Origin of the sequence: Bradyrhizobium sp. (assembly GCF_035570375.1) — a bacterium.
GTDB lineage: Bacteria > Pseudomonadota > Alphaproteobacteria > Rhizobiales > Xanthobacteraceae > Bradyrhizobium.
In genome coordinates this window covers 1-15,826 of sequence record NZ_DATMLW010000143.1, presented here as the reverse complement: position 1 = coordinate 15,826, position 15,826 = coordinate 1, and the positions used below count along the sequence as shown (strand labels likewise).

15 protein-coding genes and 1 tRNA gene are annotated in these 15,826 nt (G+C 60.6%); 8 read left to right on the top strand and 8 right to left on the bottom strand.

Translation table 11 applies throughout. From position 1 onward, the window contains the following. Positions 1-456: 456 nt before the first annotated feature. The 3 genes from VNX23_RS15255 to VNX23_RS31060 form a co-directional block, all read right to left on the bottom strand. On the bottom strand, positions 457-732 hold the full coding sequence (locus tag VNX23_RS15255; protein WP_325631333.1) for a DUF6489 family protein: 276 nt from the start codon (positions 730-732) through the stop codon (positions 457-459). A 247-nt stretch (positions 733-979) separates the two neighbouring features. Further along, positions 980-1,165: a hypothetical protein gene (locus VNX23_RS15250; protein WP_325631331.1), complete on the bottom strand. Its 186-nt coding sequence runs from the start codon at positions 1,163-1,165 to the stop codon at positions 980-982. A 1,333-nt stretch (positions 1,166-2,498) separates the two neighbouring features. Beyond that, positions 2,499-2,741 (bottom strand): hypothetical protein, encoded by a 243-nt coding sequence (locus tag VNX23_RS31060; RefSeq protein WP_414643005.1) that lies wholly within the window; start codon positions 2,739-2,741, stop codon positions 2,499-2,501. A gap of 243 nt (positions 2,742-2,984) precedes the next feature. On the opposite strand from VNX23_RS31060, the gene VNX23_RS15240 reads away from it, so the two are divergent. Together VNX23_RS15240 and VNX23_RS15235 are read left to right on the top strand one after the other, a co-directional pair. After that, positions 2,985-3,152: an Arc family DNA-binding protein gene (locus tag VNX23_RS15240; protein ID WP_325631327.1), complete on the top strand. Its 168-nt coding sequence runs from the start codon at positions 2,985-2,987 to the stop codon at positions 3,150-3,152. Positions 3,153-3,366: 214 nt separating this feature from the next. After that, complete coding sequence (locus tag VNX23_RS15235) at positions 3,367-4,527, top strand: site-specific integrase (protein ID WP_325631325.1); 1,161 nt, start codon at positions 3,367-3,369, stop codon at positions 4,525-4,527. Between the two features lie 18 nt (positions 4,528-4,545). On the opposite strand, the gene VNX23_RS15230 is transcribed toward VNX23_RS15235, so the two are convergent. Further along, a tRNA-Val gene (locus VNX23_RS15230) sits at positions 4,546-4,620 on the bottom strand. Between the two features lie 89 nt (positions 4,621-4,709). After that, positions 4,710-5,069, bottom strand: a complete 360-nt coding sequence (gene cpdR / locus VNX23_RS15225; RefSeq protein WP_325631323.1) for a cell cycle two-component system response regulator CpdR — start codon at positions 5,067-5,069, stop codon at positions 4,710-4,712. Between the two features lie 461 nt (positions 5,070-5,530). On the opposite strand from cpdR, the gene VNX23_RS15220 reads away from it, so the two are divergent. The 3 genes from VNX23_RS15220 (at position 5,531) to VNX23_RS15210 (ending at position 9,071) form a co-directional block, all read left to right on the top strand. Beyond that, complete coding sequence (locus tag VNX23_RS15220; RefSeq protein WP_325631321.1) at positions 5,531-6,418, top strand: N-formylglutamate amidohydrolase; 888 nt, start codon at positions 5,531-5,533, stop codon at positions 6,416-6,418. A gap of 872 nt (positions 6,419-7,290) precedes the next feature. Further along, complete coding sequence (gene hisN / locus VNX23_RS15215; protein WP_325631319.1) at positions 7,291-8,073, top strand: histidinol-phosphatase; 783 nt, start codon at positions 7,291-7,293, stop codon at positions 8,071-8,073. Between the two features lie 32 nt (positions 8,074-8,105). After that, positions 8,106-9,071 (top strand): Bug family tripartite tricarboxylate transporter substrate binding protein, encoded by a 966-nt coding sequence (locus VNX23_RS15210; RefSeq protein WP_414643004.1) that lies wholly within the window; start codon positions 8,106-8,108, stop codon positions 9,069-9,071. 18 nt (positions 9,072-9,089) lie between these two features. On the opposite strand, the gene VNX23_RS15205 is transcribed toward VNX23_RS15210, so the two are convergent. Then, the gene (locus tag VNX23_RS15205; protein ID WP_325631315.1) at positions 9,090-9,980 is read right to left on the bottom strand and encodes a LysR substrate-binding domain-containing protein; all 891 of its coding nucleotides are present in this window, start codon (positions 9,978-9,980) and stop codon (positions 9,090-9,092) included. Positions 9,981-10,075: 95 nt separating this feature from the next. On the opposite strand from VNX23_RS15205, the gene VNX23_RS15200 reads away from it, so the two are divergent. Next, entirely contained in the window at positions 10,076-10,825 is a 750-nt protein-coding gene (locus VNX23_RS15200; RefSeq protein WP_325631313.1) for a sulfite exporter TauE/SafE family protein, read from the top strand. Between the two features lie 173 nt (positions 10,826-10,998). Here the strand turns inward: VNX23_RS15200 and VNX23_RS15195 are convergent, their stop codons facing one another. Then, positions 10,999-11,946 (bottom strand): alpha/beta hydrolase, encoded by a 948-nt coding sequence (locus tag VNX23_RS15195; protein ID WP_325631312.1) that lies wholly within the window; start codon positions 11,944-11,946, stop codon positions 10,999-11,001. Positions 11,947-12,166: 220 nt separating this feature from the next. On the opposite strand from VNX23_RS15195, the gene VNX23_RS15190 reads away from it, so the two are divergent. Beyond that, positions 12,167-12,643, top strand: a complete 477-nt coding sequence (locus tag VNX23_RS15190; RefSeq protein ID WP_325631310.1) for an Hsp20 family protein — start codon at positions 12,167-12,169, stop codon at positions 12,641-12,643. 198 nt (positions 12,644-12,841) lie between these two features. Here VNX23_RS15190 and VNX23_RS15185 read toward each other — a convergent pair whose 3' ends face one another. Further along, positions 12,842-13,606 carry a hypothetical protein gene (locus VNX23_RS15185; RefSeq protein WP_325631308.1) on the bottom strand — a complete coding sequence of 255 codons (765 nt, stop codon included), beginning with the start codon at positions 13,604-13,606 and terminating at the stop codon, positions 12,842-12,844. A 466-nt stretch (positions 13,607-14,072) separates the two neighbouring features. Here VNX23_RS15185 and VNX23_RS15180 point away from each other — a divergent pair. Further along, on the top strand, positions 14,073-15,826 hold a 1,754-nt coding region (locus VNX23_RS15180; protein ID WP_325631306.1), incomplete at its 3' end, for a glutamate synthase central domain-containing protein.

Sequence of the window (15,826 nt, the reverse complement as noted above, 5' to 3'; positions counted from 1 at the left end):
AGATTGATGATCTGGGCGGTCATGGCTCCTCGTTCCCCTGCTTCGCGCCCGCGATGCGCTGCGGTGACCAACCTTGTTGGCTGCTGGTTTAGCGGACAAACATCATGACCCGCGACCGCGGCCGGCGCCGCCGACGAGCCGATAGCGAACATGACTTCGACTAGGGTTTCCTTGTTCATCGCGCACCATCGGTCATCCAAACGCTTCAAAAAACAAACCCCAGACGTGAGGGAACGCTGGGGTTTGTAGGTAGGTGGCTGTCCCGCACGGGAACGAATTCACGCTACCTCCAACCAGCGATGACGGTCTTTTGCAAATCTGCCACGTATTGGAGGAATCTGTCCTAATTTCACTTCCCGAGTGTCCTCAGCACTCGCAACTTCACCCCGCTCCTGCGCTGCGTCGTATTCGTCCGGGACTATTTTGGCCCAAGCCTTTGTTCTGACACGGCATTTGCTAGGGCCACCCCAGCTTTTCTCCAGGCCGCGCGAGTAGCGTAGCGCCGAGGCCTGCCATGATGGCGGCGAAAAGGTCCTGAAAGCGTTCCGCGAGTTTAGGGTCGAAGGTGAACCAACTCTGCATCAACGCTTCCGGAGAAGCGTTGTCGATGTTGGCCATCATCTGCTGCTGAAGCTTGTCCATCACCGCGATCTGCATCGGCGCGACATCCGGGAGCCCGATGAATTGGCGGGCCTCGAGGGGTGTGCAATCTATCTCGACCCTTACTTTCATGTCCCCTCCTGGCCGGATTTCGATATGCGAAGAACCGGCGCATCGAAATTGATGTGAGCCTCCGGTGCGTCCATCGGTCTCGCTCCTTGCATCTTCCGTGCCAGCGGGCGAGTCCCCAAGAGGACGACTGTTCCGGCCGTCCGTAGGCTGCAATTATTGTGGTGGTTGCCTGGAACCCACTATGTGCAGCACTTATCTGGCCGCGCTTTGATGGCGGCCGCTCGAGATGGCGTTGGATTCGTCGGCATTAATCGCGGCGGCCCTCGAGAAAGGCCTCAAAGGCTTCCGGTGATTCGTAGGCCGCCCTAATAATACGGATCGCCTCTTCCTGCGTTCTGCCAATTGCCGTGAACTTTCTTATTGCGACCTCAAATCTACTTTCGGCATGTTGTTCACGATGATCAGACAGCGATATGACTTTCGTTTCCGTCATATTTATTTGCCTTTCGCTTTGAGCCCGATCTCGACGAGGCGCCCCTATCGCCGGACGCCAGGCAAAAGGCCGCCCGCAGTATGCCGAGCGGCCTTCCGGGATCAAAATCTATTCGCGATGAAACGCCCCTTAAGCCCCGGTGTTGCGATCCTAAACAGGGGCGCTTGCGGATTGTGTTCACATTTCAACGTTCGCTGCGAAATCTCTGCAGGTGTGCTCTCGCGGTCACTAATCGTGGATCACGCAAATAGCGCCGATGAACCGCACGTAAGTCCCGCTCTCGTGTCGCCATAACCAGCCAAGTGCAATGGCGCGCTCGATCCCGGCCCGGAATTGCTCACCGCTGCCGCCAGCCGCTAGAAACGGCTCGTTGACACGTTCGAAGAAGATACGCCGTCCTAGTCGCAGGGGAAAAGTCGCGGATGTTCGGGACCGTGTCGAGGCCGCGCGGCGCAACCGGATCTGACGCCGATATACCCAGAGCACATTGAGCACGCCGGCGAGAACCGTCTCACGATTTGGCGAAACTGACCGTAATGCGGCATCTCGGCGTCGATCCAGCGGTGAATCGCCGGCACCATGTCGCCAATGGTCCCGGTCATCTGGAAAGGCGCGATAACCAAATCATCACATTTGGTTATTAAAATTTCCGACGGGTAACCAAAGGGGGAAAAGGGGGATACGTGGGCTGGGATTCGAGGATCAGTAGGGTTGTTGAGCATGTCTCTGCAGTTCCACCGGGCCGTCGGGAACGTGGACGTATGGAGCGCGAGCCGCGCTGACATTTCTTTCGTCATCACCAGTCCGACCGGTCCGGGCTTTCACGGGCATCCTGGCTTTTTTGCATCATGGCGATCGCTCTATTCGAGCGGAGCCGCGATCAAGGTCATCGGCTCGCCGTTCAAGACCTTCGCGGACGCCGAGCGCGCCTGCAATGCGATGCTTCGGGAGTGTGGGCTAAGTGGTCGGTCGCCAGTGAGGCCCGTTTTGAGGCTCGTAAAATAGCGATGCGGCGCAATCTGATTTGAGAGCGCGGGAAAGCCCGCCGCCCGACGCTGGCGGGTTTTTCATTGCGTCTCGCTGAGCCTCGGTTGAGTATCGCGTCATTGATTGGCGATCGAACGGTACTGCCATGAGGATCGTTCTTCGGGTCCTTGGCCCGCTATTTGTTGCTGTCGGACTTTTCTTATTCGCACAAGGGACAGGCATGCTCACATGGCCGCGCGATGCTGCAATGATCAACTATGGCGCGGGCATCGTAGCCGTAGGTTTCGGCCTTGTCTGGTTCGCTTGGCAGTAGGTGCCCGCGCTCTCGGCTTTTAGCCCGGACGGTTCACGCCGGCGGGTTTTTCTTGCCTGCGACCACGGTCCGCGATTCGGCAACAACCTGATCAAGCTCTTTCGCAATAAATTCCAGTTTCTGCCCCATTTCCCGGACGGTGCGCTGGATTTCGCCTTGTCGAATCCGCTCCGCCATTGCGTCGTTCATGACTTCTGTCATCCCGGCTGGGATCGGCTTTCCCGGACTGAAACGAGCGATGTAACCTGCGAGCGCAGTCACGATCTCGGCATTCATGGATCGGCCGTTTCGCTCTGCTATCTCGGCGATGAAGTCCCGCATTCCGTCGGGCAACCGCAGCATGAATTGGTCGGAGCCGCGGCCCACGTTTAGGTGCCGGCTCAAGGCCGACGTCAGGTACTTGGTCGACGCCGGGGTCTTTTTCGCCATCAGTTGCTCCCGTAATATCACCGTGACACTATTCTCTTGATTTGATAGTGTCACGGTGGTACCACCTTATCAAGGTCCAACGAGGTTCTCATGCACAAGCGCGCAGATCGTGCCGAAATGGTCGTCCGCATTCCTAAGGATGTTAAAGGGTGGCTTGAGAAAGAAGCCGAACGGACGGGTGCTTCTCAAAACTCCGAGATCGTTCGTAGCCTTCGCGCTCGGATGGAATCCGAAGATGCCGGCAAGGTGATTGGCTGATGCCGAAGCCGGCCCTTGCCACGAATATCGATCGCTCTGCGATTGCTCCGGACACACCGCTCCGGCTTGACATCGCCGCCCGCATTTTCTTCCCCGACGGTTCAATGACCGCAAGCGGCCTCCGCCGCGAGATCCGCAAAGGACGGCTCGAATCCGAGCGGATCGCCGGCAAACAGTATGTCACGTTAAGTGGCATCGAACGCATGAGGGCACTATGCCGCGAAGATCGAAAGGCCCCCGCCTCTACCTCCGGGAACGCACCGGCCGCGATGACATGTACGTCATTCTCGACGGAAAAAACGAGATCAGCACTGGCTGCGGCGCAGGAGATCGCAGAGGGGCTGAAAAGGCCCTCGCCGCCTATCTCGCCAGAAAGCACAAGCCAGACTGGCAAAACAGTCATCCCGCTGAGGTAGCTGTGGCGGACGTGCTGGCCTATTACGGCACCAATCGGGCGCCGAAGCTCGCCCATCCCGAATTGGTGGGCTACCACTTGGTGCCGCTGCTGAAGCACTTCGGAGAACTCACTTGCTGGGACGTGAACTCAGAGACCTGCCGCACCTACACCGAGCGTCGTATGGCTGGAAAACTTGGTCGCGCGGTCAAGGAAAGCACAGTTCGCCGCGAATTGGTTACGCTCGGCGCGGCCCTGACGTTTGCCTTTGAGGAGCGAAAGCTTTCTCAGCCCGTTCCTGTTTCACTTCCGAAGGAAGGTGAGCCGCGAAGGCGTTGGCTTGAGCGTCACGAGGCGGCGGCGCTGATCGCTGGGGCGCTTGGAATCACGGCAACAGCCAGCGATGTCAAATCTCGGCAACCGGTAAAGTGGGGCAGGATCTTTCAGCCCTCCTACCATGTCGCGCGATTCATTCTGATCGGGCTCTACACCGGCACGAGGCATGAGGCGAATCTCAACATGCGGTGGGGTGTCAACTCAAAGGGCGGGTGGTTCGATCTGGAGCGTCGCGTGATGTATCGGCGAGGTGAGGGCGAGATCGATACCAACAAACGCCGTGTGCCGGCGCCGATTCCTGACCGCCTGTTGCCGCATCTGAAACGCTGGCGCCGGATGACAATGACCGGACCTGTCGAATATGCGGGCCGGTTGATTCTGAAAGAGCGCAAGGGCTGGGATCGAGCGCGCGAACTTGCAGGCCTGGGAGATGACATCACGCCGCATGTTTTGAAGCACACCTGCATCACGTGGCTGCTGCAGAACGGCGTGCCGATCTGGGAGGTGGCGGGCTTTGTCGGCACCTCCGAGAAGGTCATCCGCGACACTTACGGGCACCACTCACCGGATCACCTGAACGCAGCGCGAACAGGATTCTCTGGGCGAAGCTTGGGCGGAGTAAAACGAAAGGAGAAAATAGTTTGACTAAGCTATTGAAAAGACTGGTGGGCACGACAGGGATCGAACCTGTGACCCCTACCATGTCAAGGTAGTGCTCTCCCGCTGAGCTACGTGCCCTAAAGTCTTAAATCCGGCCGTCCGTATATCGGCTCCATCGGGGGCAGGCAAGCTTGCTTGCCGGGACTTTCGCATCCCCTGCCCGCACCTCAAGCCGCCAGCATCTTGTTCACTTCGCTGACCAATTCGCGAAGGTGGACCGGCTTGGACAGCACTTTCGCATTCCTGGGCGCTTCCGAATCCGAGTTGAGCGCCACGGCTGCAAAGCCCGTGATGAACATGATCTTGATGTCCGGATCGAGTTCGGAGGCGCGGCGCGCCAGCTCGATGCCGTCCATCTCCGGCATGACGATATCGGTTAACAGCATTTCGAATGGTTCCTCGCGCAGCCTCTGATAGGCCGACATGCCGTTGTCGTGCGGGGAGACCTCAAAACCCGCGTTTTCCAGCGCCTTGACCAGGAAACGGCGCATGTCGTTATCGTCTTCAGCGAGGAGGATTTTATGCATGGCGATCGGTCGTGGAATCCCGATTGGAGGATCAGTCTGCTCACTAAGCCCGACAGAGGGTAAATTTCGGGTGAAAGGAACAGTGCGCGGCTATGATCAAGCCCCTATTTCTGGACCTTAATCTGACGCGAATCAATCGATCACACTATTTTCTGCCGGCAAGAGGCGTTCCGCTCGCAAATGCCGTTTTTTTGCTTGGCAGAACCGCCGCGGTTACAGACAATGAGTCTTCACCAAAACTCCGATTTTCCGGCCAAATGTCGCGCCGAAACGGGGATACCAGCGTCCCGATCCCGAAGTTCGTACCATTGTGAGGCAACCTCGTTTGCGAGCTTCGGAATCGAACGGACACTGACAATATATTGATTCTAGTGCGGCTTTGGTTCAGAGGTCCGCATGACGAGCGAGCAGCAGCAATGGTGCGGACTTCTGAACCGCCGCACCAGGGACGACGCCCGACAATGACCCTGTTCGACGGAGAACTGTCGCCTCCCTTCGAAATCATCGAGCCCCGCGTCTGGCGAGCGCCGATCATCTTCAACTCGCCGCATTCGGGATCGGTCTATCCGGACGAATTCTTGAGCGCGTCGCGGATAGATCTGCCGGCGCTGCGCCGGTCAGAAGATTCCTTCATGGACGAGTTGATCGGCGGCTTGAGCGATCGCGGCTTTCCGATCGTGAGGGTCAACTTCCCGCGTTCCTATATCGACGTGAACCGGGAGCCCTATGAACTCGATCCGCGGATGTTTTCAGGGCGATTGCCGAGCTTCGCCAACACGCGATCGATGCGGGTCGCCGGCGGACTTGGAACCATCCCGCGCGTGGTCGGTGACGGACAGGAGATCTATCGCGAGCGGCTTTCGGTCGACGATGCGCTGGCGCGGATCGAGGCGCTGTACAAGCCTTACCATCGTGCCCTGCGGCGGCTGATCAACAAGACGCATCAGGCCTTTGGCACGGTCGTCATGGTGGATTGCCATTCAATGCCTTCGATCGGCGTGTCGCGGGAGGAGCCGCGGCGGCCGGACGTGGTGATCGGCGATCGCTACGGCACCAGTTGCGCACCCCTGCTCGCCGACACGGTCGAGGAAACCATGGTCCGGCTTGGCTATTCGATCGGACGCAACAAGCCCTATGCTGGCGGCTTCATCACCGAACACTACGGCAATCCGGCCTCCGGCCTGCACACCATCCAGCTCGAACTGAACCGCGCGATCTACATGGATGAGCGCCGGCGCGAACGCAGCGCCCGATTTGCCCAGGTCGCCAACGATTTCGTTCTGCTGGCCGAGGCTCTGGCCACCGTTCCGCTGGACGACCTCGGTCCATTCCAGGCGGCGGCAGAGTGATGCGACCGCATTCGCGGGTGTCACAGGGACGACGGCAAAGAAAAAAGGGCCGCTTGAATGAACAAGCGGCCCAAGTCTAGGGAGGAAACGCCCAAGGAGGGCAGCGGTAACGCAAAGCGCTACCGCACCGCAACAATATGCGACCGCGCTGCACAAAGTGCAAGAGCTTTGCAGACATTTTCGGTGCATAATCGCAAGTGATCGGGCACTGTCGCCAAAGTGGCACAGGCGCCAATTTTCTGCAATAAAATCAGTTGTTTAAATCATTGCCCAACCGCTCATCCACCGGCAATGAAACTTTTTCGTTCGCTCTCGGATTCGTGATGACTGGGTAGGTCGAAAGATTCACCTTTGCTTCGAGCGACTCAGCAGCCATCCGATCGCCGCGAGGCGTTAACGGCGAATGTTAGAATCAAGGACCACCAGCAAATATGCGATTCTGGTGGAGTTTCGGATTTGACGTTGGCTTTTTTGAGTTTGCGGCAAGAGGGGGGTAGTGAATGTCAAATCACTCCACTAGAGGTCTGGTTCTACATCCCATCTCAGCAGGCACCGTTGCGAATGTTAGAATCAAAGGACCACTAGCAGTTCGGGATTTGACATCGGCGTTACGAGCTTGCGGCTAGTGCCGCCGATTTGAAGTTCCTGCGGTGCAAGCGGCGCATTTGATTCAGGAACTTCAAATCGAAAAGCGGCACTGGAGTCATAGATTTGCTAATGCCCAACTTTCCGAAGTTCGTGAAAGGTCAGTGCTGCAACGGGACACGAACTTCGGAAAAGTGGGCATTAGGTGGGCAGCGAATGTCAAATCCACTCCACCAGGCAGAAGCCTTAAGATTTTCTGCCGCCAAGCCACAACCCAAGGAAGCGCTGTGACGGTCATCGATTTTGAAGCGTTCATTGGCCGCCTTGCGACGGCTTCCGGCGAGGTCATCCTGCCGTTCTTCAGGACCTCATTGAGCATCGACAACAAGAGTACGGTGCATGAGTTCGATCCGGTGACCGAGGCGGACCGCGCTGCCGAAGCCGTGATGCGCCGCCTGATCAAGGCGAACTTTCCTCAGCACGGCATTGTCGGCGAGGAATTCGGCAGCGAACACGAAGACGCCGAATATGTCTGGGTGCTGGATCCGATTGACGGCACCAAATCCTTCATTGCCGGCTTTCCGATCTGGGGCACGCTGATCGCGCTGATGCACCGGGGAACGCCGGTGTTCGGCATGATGCATCAACCTTTCATCGGCGAGCGCTTTTCCGGCGACAGCGGTTCGGCTTTCTATTCCGGCTCGGCCGGCAAGCGGCGACTTGCGGTGCGTCGCTGCGCCTCGTTGCAGGATGCCACCATGTTCACGACCAGTCCGCTGTTGATGAACGCCGCCGATCGCGCCAGCTTCGGCCGCGTCGAACAAGCGGTGCGGCTGACGCGTTATGGCGGCGACTGCTATTCGTATTGCATGCTCGCCGCCGGTCATCTCGATCTCGTCATCGAAACCGAACTCAAGCCCTATGACATCGCCGCGCTCGTTCCGATCATCACCGGCGCCGGCGGCATCGTCACCACGTGGGAAGGCAGCCCGGCGACAGGTGGCGGCCGCATCGTCGCTGCCGGCGACAAGCGCGTGCACGAGGCAGCGCTCAAGCTGCTCAATCCTTGAGGGCGGAGCCTGGCTTGAGCGCGCAGCCTTGCATGAAAATCCTTACCGCGCTGGCAGCCGGATTTTTCCTGGTATTGCCGGCGCCGGTTGTCGCGGCCGATTTTCCCGACAAAACCATCCGCCTGATCGTGCCGTTTCCACCCGGCGGCCCCAACGACATCATTGCGCGCGTGATCGGCCAGCGCATGTCGGAACTGACCAGGCAGCCGGTCGTGATCGACAATCGCGGCGGCCAGGGCGGGGTGCTGGGAACCGAGGCTGTGGCGAAGGCAAAACCCGACGGCTACACCATCGCGATTTCGAGCGCCGGCGCGCTCGCGATCAGCCCCAGCATGGAAAAGATCGCCTACGATCCCTTGAAGGATCTGCAAGCCATCACGCTCGTTGCAAAAGTGCCGGAAATGCTGGTCGTGGCAGGCGGCGTTCCGGCGAATGACATGAATGAACTTGTCGCGCTCGCCAGGGCGCAGCCCGGAAAACTCAACTTTGCGTCCTCCGGACCCGGCAGCCTGCCGCATCTGGCCGGCGAGCTTCTCAAGCTGACGGCGAAGATCGACATCGTGCACGTGCCCTACCGCGGCGCCGCTCCGGCGGTGAACGACCTGCTCGGCCAACAAGTTCAAATGGTGTTTCTCGATCTGCCGATCATATTGCCGCACATCCGCTCCGGCGCGCTGCGCCCCATCGCAATCGGCGCGGTGGAACGCGCGCCGACGGCGAGCGAGGTGCCGACCACGGCCGAAGTCGGGATGCCGGATCTGAAGGCGGAAAACTGGTACGGCATGGTGGCGCCCGCCGGCACGCCGCCGGCGATCGTGGCAGCACTCAACCGCATCGCCACGGAGGCGATGGCCGATAAAGCCGTCAGGGAAAAGCTGGCCAGCCAGGGCGCCGAGCTGATCGGCGACAGCCCGGAGCATTTTCACGATTTTCTCGCAAGGGAAATCGACAAATGGGCGAAGGTGATCAAGGACGCGGGCATCGCGACCGACAAGTGATCGCTTTCGGCAGCGGCCTTAACGCGCGGTCTTGCGCAAATGCTCCACCAAGAGCTTCGCCGGTCGCGGCAAGGTCCTGAAGCTGCGGGCGCAGATGGCGAGCTTTCGGTTTGCCCAGGCGTCGCGAATCGAAACGAGCGTAATCGGCACGGATTGCGCGCAGCGCCTGGCCGCGGCTTCCGGCACCACCGCAACGCCGACGCCTGCGGCGACCATCTGGCAGATCGCGTCGAAGTCCCTCAGGCGTGAGCGAACCCGCAATCGCACGCCGAGGCGAGTGGCGTGTTTGGCGATGTGAAGCGCGAGGGCGGTGGAGTTCGTCAAGCCGACGAAGTCGTGATCCGTCACCTCGATAAAATCGATCTGGCGGCGATTGGCAAAATCTCCTCGTCGGGGCGCCACCAGCATCAGCCGGTCCTCGCTGAATCGAAACCGCTCGAAATGATCAGGCAAAGCGTGCTCGGCCGCGAAGCCGAGGTCGGCGGCGCCGCTTGCGATCGCGGTGACAATATCGGTGCTTTCGCGCTCCTCGACATCAAGGCTGATGTCGGGATGCTCGCGCAGGAAGGCCGCGAGCGCTTTGGGCAGGTGCTCCGACAGCCCGGACGTGTTGGCAAGCAGATGCACGCTCGCCCTGATGCCGCTGGCAAAGCCGGCAAGGTCGCCGCGCATGATTTCGACATTGTGCATGATAAGCCGGGCGTGCTCGCGCAAGGCTTCACCCGCCGCGGTCAGCTCAACGCCGCGACGGCGGCGCTTGAGGAGCGCAACGCCAAGGTCGGCTTCGAGACCCTTGATCCTGGCGCTTGCGGATGCGAGAGCAAGATTTGCGCGCGTCGCGCCGTGGGTAATGCTGCCGCTGTCCGCAACAGCGATGAAGAGCGCAAGGTCGACCAGATCGAAGCGCATGGCAGATCCTTAAATCATGTGCCTTCGTTATAGCCGAAGGCTGATTCAACAAGCTCCAGATTGTGCTGATCCGCATCATCGGTCAATCTGACGCCATGCTTGAACCGATCCTGCTTTTCATCGTCGCGGCGTTCCTTCTGGCCGGCTTTGTCAAGGGAGTCATCGGGCTTGGCTTGCCGACGGTGTCGGTCGGCCTGCTCGCCACAGCGATGCCGCCATCGCGCGCGATCGCCATCGTCATCGTGCCGGCGATCATCACCAATATCTGGCAGACTTTCGTTGGCCCTTATTTGCGCGACATCGTGCGCAGGCTCTGGCCCTTGATGGCGGGCACGGCGATCGGCGCCTGGCTGAACGCGGGCATGTTGACCGGCCCCTACGCACGTTACGGCACGATCTTCCTCGGCTTCCTCTTGGTGATCTATGCCGCCGTCGGCCTGCGCCAATTCGTCCTTAAGGTCGCACCGCGCCATGAAAAATGGGTCGGCGGAATTGTCGGCGTGATCACCGGCATGATTTCCGCTGCAACGGGCGTGCAGGTGATTCCTTCAATGCCCTTCATGCAGGCGATCGGCATGGAAAAGGACGAACTGGTTCAAGCGCTCGGCGTGTTCTTCACCGTCGCCACGCTGGCGCTGGCTTTCAATCTTTCGACCGCCGGCCTGCTTGACCAAACGACCGCCCTTCCCGGCGTGGTCGCCATGGTGTGCTCTTTCGCCGGCATGGCGATCGGACAGGGGGTACGCACACGGATGAAACCTGAGGTTTTCCGCCGCTGGTTCCTGATCGCAATGATCTTTCTCGGGATCTACCTTGCCGGCAGCGCGATCTACAGCCTGATCTAGTGGCCCGATTCTAACATTCGCATCCCTTCTCGGCGACCGCTTTTGCGAATGTTAGAATCGCAGGGCCACTAGCGATATTGGTCCTAGTGGAGTTTTGGATTTGACATTCGCTTTCATCTTTGCGGCGGGTTGTGTAGCGAATGTCAAATCCACTCCACTAGCCTGATAAACTTTCACCCGAACAGCGGCGTGCCTGGCACGAAGGCATCGAACGCCGCCCAGAACTGCGCGCGATAGCGATCCTGCTCCTGCAGGATTTCGTGCTTCGAACCTGCGATGACGAGATGAGAGCCGGCACGCAGGTGATAGGCGAATTCCTCGATCGCCGGCGTCGATACGATGGTGTCGTTGCTGGCCGCGAGCATCAGGATCGGCTGGCGAATCTCCGAAGGATAGGCCGTGGCGCGAAAGCCGTGCATGGCGCGGAACGCGGTGTCGGCCCAGGCCACGGTCGGAGATGCAAGCCCAAGCGTCGGATCTTCGGCCAGAACCGCCGCGTTGCGCGCGTAACGCACGGGATCGCTGGTCAAGGGGTTGTTGACGAATGGCTCGCTGCCGGTGAGGGTGCCGCCGCCACCAGGGACGTAGCGGCCGCCAAGGCCTGCCAGCCGCAGCACGCGCAACAGCGCGCGCGTCGGGAATGCGGTCCGATAGCCCGGCAGATCGATCATTGGCGCCGACAGCACCATGCGGTCGAACCAGCGTTTTCCCGCATGCGCGATCCGCAGCATCACCGCGCCTCCCATCGAATGGGCGAGCGCGAAAAATGGCGGCGGGCAATCCGGCAGCACCACCTGCTGCACGAACGCTTCGACATCGACCTCGTAATCGGAAAAATCCCGCACATAGCCTTTTCGCGGGTCGCGCAGACGGCGCGACGAGTGGCCCTGCCCGCGCCAGTCGATCATCGCAACCGCAAAGCCGCGGTCGCGCAGGTCGCGCACGGTTTCGAAATACTTTTCGATCTGCTCGGTGCGTCCGGTGAACACGCAAACCGTGCCCTTTCGGTTGGCCGGAGGCGCCCAGCGCGCAAAGCGCAATTCCGCGCCGTCCGGCGTCTTGATCGTGCCGGAAACGACGTCCTCCGGCACAGGATTGGCGGGGATCGAAACGAGCGTCATGAGAGAGACCGGTTGGGAGAAAGTTGCGGGAATTCAAGAGGCGGGCGCATCAAAAAAGGCCGATGTAAACCTCTCTTGAACGCGGGTCATGCACCCCCATATCACCTCCGTGCAGGCCACTACCAGTGTTTCGGCAACCGAGACGCCAGGCTGCACAACACGAAAGCCCGGCCCAATGGCGGGCGGGCTCATCCAATAGTCGCTCAATGGAGGACTTGCTATGCGTACCTTTGATCTCAGCCCGTTTTATCGTTCGACCGTCGGCTTCGATCGCCTCTTTTCGTTGCTCGACCAGGCCGCTTCGGACGGCAGCCCCGGTTATCCGCCCTACAACATTGAACGTACCGGCGAGAATGCCTACCGCATCAGTGTTGCGGTTTCCGGCTTTTCGCAGGACGAACTTTCAATCGTCGCCAAGGAAAATACCCTGACCATCAGGGGCGAGAAATCCGCCAACGAGAACGGCAAGGACAAATCCGAGGTGCTTTATCGCGGCATCGCCGCGCGTGCCTTCGAACGGATTTTCCAGCTTGCCGATTTCGTCGCGGTGAAGAACGCCTCGCTCGAGAACGGTTTGCTCCATGTCGATCTCGTTCGTGAGATCCCCGAGGCCAAGAAGCCCCGCAGCATTCCGATCTCCACCAGCGCGCAGGCTGCGCCGGTGATCGAAGGCTCGGCCGAGAAGGCTGCGGCCTAAAAGCGCGATAGCTTGGGTCGAATTCGAGCAGACGGTTGATGCGAAAAACGCCCCGGGAGACCGGGGCGTTGCATGTCATAAAGGGATGGTGCGCCAGCACCAGACTTCAGATGCGCAATTGCGCAGCAGGGAATCCCGAGATTCTCTGATGTGCCATTGCACATCATGGTTCGCTTGGCGCCCCGGAACGACGGCCGCTTACTCCAGTCCCTGCACGCTCGGCATCGGCCGTGTCGGCTGAATTTGCGCGGCCGGCTTGGCCTCGGTGACCGCAGGGGTGACCTGCGCGCCCGCCGCGTCAGCCGGCTTTGCCTGCACCGCGGCCGACTGTTGCGGTGATTGTGCAGGCTTGTCGGTGAGCTGCCTTTCCTCGACGCTGCGCGGCGGAGCCGGTTTCGGCATCGGCACCACCGGCGCGCGGCTTGCCAAGTTCGGGACCGAGGCCGGTGGCCGCGGCGGCGGGTCCCTCAGGTCGCCGAATGCATGTTGCCGCCCGGCAATCGCATAAGGTGCCGCCGCGGCGCCATAGGCGTCTCCCATCCGGTAGATCGGAACGAAGCGCACGATCTGTCCGGTGCGGGCATCGATCATGAGGCGGCCCTCCTCGCCGTAGCGATCGACGACCGCGATTGCATAGAACATGCCCCTCTGGCGCAGCTCTCCGAGCGGCCGAAAGCCGGTCCCGCGGAGGATCGCATAAACCTCACCCGGCGGCAGCAAAGCGGGGCCATAGGCTGGCTCGGGCATTTCCGGAGGCATGGCCGCGTAGGGCGGAGCCGCCGGCGCGGGCGTGTAAGGCGGAACCTCGGGCGGCACCACGGCACCATAGGGCCCGCCGAAGTCGGAAACAGCCCTGTACGCGGGTCCACCATTTTCGGCAGGTTTCGAGACTTGCGCGTTGGCGGTCCCGGCCAAGAGAATCAGCCCAAGCGAAAGGGTCCAGCACCCTGTGAACAACCTCATTGTCCGTCGCTCCTGTCACCCCCCTGCCCAGAGCGCTACGCTCTCCTTCCTGACCGGAATTTCATGCTGGATTTCGGCGGACCTTGGGCCGGATCGCGGCGCGTTTGCTTCAATTCGGGGGCGAGGCGATCGCTGTGATCAGCGGAAGACCAAAACCATGCGACGAGCGACTTTCATGCGCTTGTGTGATAGAGAAAAATTTGGCATGGTCGGAGTTAGGACAGTATCGCTGTCTTAATTTCGACGGCAGCCCCGGCACGGGGATTGCAGCGCTGAAATGGGCGTTTAGGCGCCCTGGGATCAAAGGCTGGGCGGTTCGTCGGGGACGCTGAACGCTCGGGCCTGAGTTCCGGAATTTAGGACATTACGGCTCGCGGAGGACGAGCGGTGGCCCGGTGGGTGCCGCAACGCCCAAGGTGCGCCGGCGACGACGGTGAGGCCTTCGCCTTATTGAGAGGACTTACAGATGAGTGGGTCAGAGTTCGAGCGCGAAAACATCGTGACGGATGCGCTGTCGGCTGCCCCGGCCTCGAAACCGGCTGACCCTTCGCGCCACCCGCGGGAACACACCTGGCGGCCCGCCGCCGAAGGCATGTACGATCCCAGCCTCGAGAAGGATTCCTGCGGCGTCGGCTTCATCGCCAACATCAAGGGCAAGAAGTCGCATCAGATCGTTTCCGACGCGATCAACATTCTCTGCAATCTCGAGCATCGCGGCGCCGTGGGCGCCGATCCGCGCGCAGGCGACGGCGCCGGCATCCTGGTGCAGATTCCGCACGCCTTCTTCGCGCGCAAGGCGAAGGAGCTCGGCTTCGCGCTGCCGGCGCCCGGCAATTACGCGGTCGGCGCACTGTTCATGCCGAGGGAAAAGGCCTGGCGCAAAGTCATCCAGAGCATCATCGCCGACCAGATCAAGGCCGATCAACTGACGCTGCTCGGCTGGCGCGACGTGCCGACCGACAATTCCTCGCTCGGCGAAACCGTCAAGCCGACCGAGCCCGCCAACATGCAGGTGTTCATCGGCCGCGGCGCACATATCAAGAGCGAAGATGAATTCGAACGCCGGCTCTACATCCTGCGCAAGTCGATTTCGCAGGCGATCTATCAACGCCGTGACCGCGGGCTCGCCGGCTATTATCCGGTGTCGATGTCATGCCGCACCGTGATCTACAAGGGCATGTTCCTCGCCGACCAGCTCGCCAGCTATTATCAGGACCTGCACGAGCCGGATTTTGAGAGCGCGCTGGCGCTGGTGCACCAGCGCTTCTCGACCAACACCTTCCCGACCTGGTCGCTGGCGCACCCCTACCGCATGGTGGCGCATAACGGCGAGATCAACACACTGCGCGGCAACGTCAACTGGATGGCGGCGCGCCAGGCCTCGGTGCATTCGCAACTCTACGGCAAGAACATCTCCAGGCTGTGGCCGATCTCCTATGAGGGCCAGTCTGACACCGCCTGCTTCGACAACGGCCTCGAATTCCTGGTGCAGGGCGGCTACTCGCTGCCGCATGCCGTGATGATGATGATTCCGGAAGCCTGGGCCGGCAATCCCCTGATGGATGAGCAGCGCCGCGCCTTCTACGAATATCACGCCGCGATCATGGAGCCGTGGGATGGCCCCGCGGCCATCGCCTTCACCGACGGCCGCCAGATCGGCGCCACGCTGGACCGCAACGGCCTGCGTCCGGCGCGCTATCTCGTGACCTCAGACGACCGCATCGTGATGGCGTCCGAAATGGGCGTGCTGAAGATCCCCGAGGAGGACATCGTCACCAAGTGGCGGCTGCAGCCCGGCAAGATGCTGCTGGTCGACCTCGAACAGGGCCGCCTCATTCCCGACGACGAGATCAAGGCGCAGCTCGCCAAGAGCCACCCCTATCGCGCGTGGCTCGACCGCACCCAGATCGTGCTGGAAGAACTTCCGGACGCACCGACCAAGGGCATGCGCTCCAACCTGCCGCTGCTCGATCGCCAGCAGGCGTTCGGCTACACCCAGGAGGATCTCAAGATCCTGATGTCGCCGATGGGCACGACCGGCGAGGAGGCGATCGGCTCGATGGGCAACGACACGCCGATCTCGGCGCTGTCGGACAAGCCCAAACTGCTGTTCACCTACTTCAAGCAGAATTTCGCGCAGGTCACGAATCCCCCGATCGACCCGATCCGCGAAGAACTCGTGATGAGCCTCGTGTCCATCATTGGACCGCGGCCCAATCT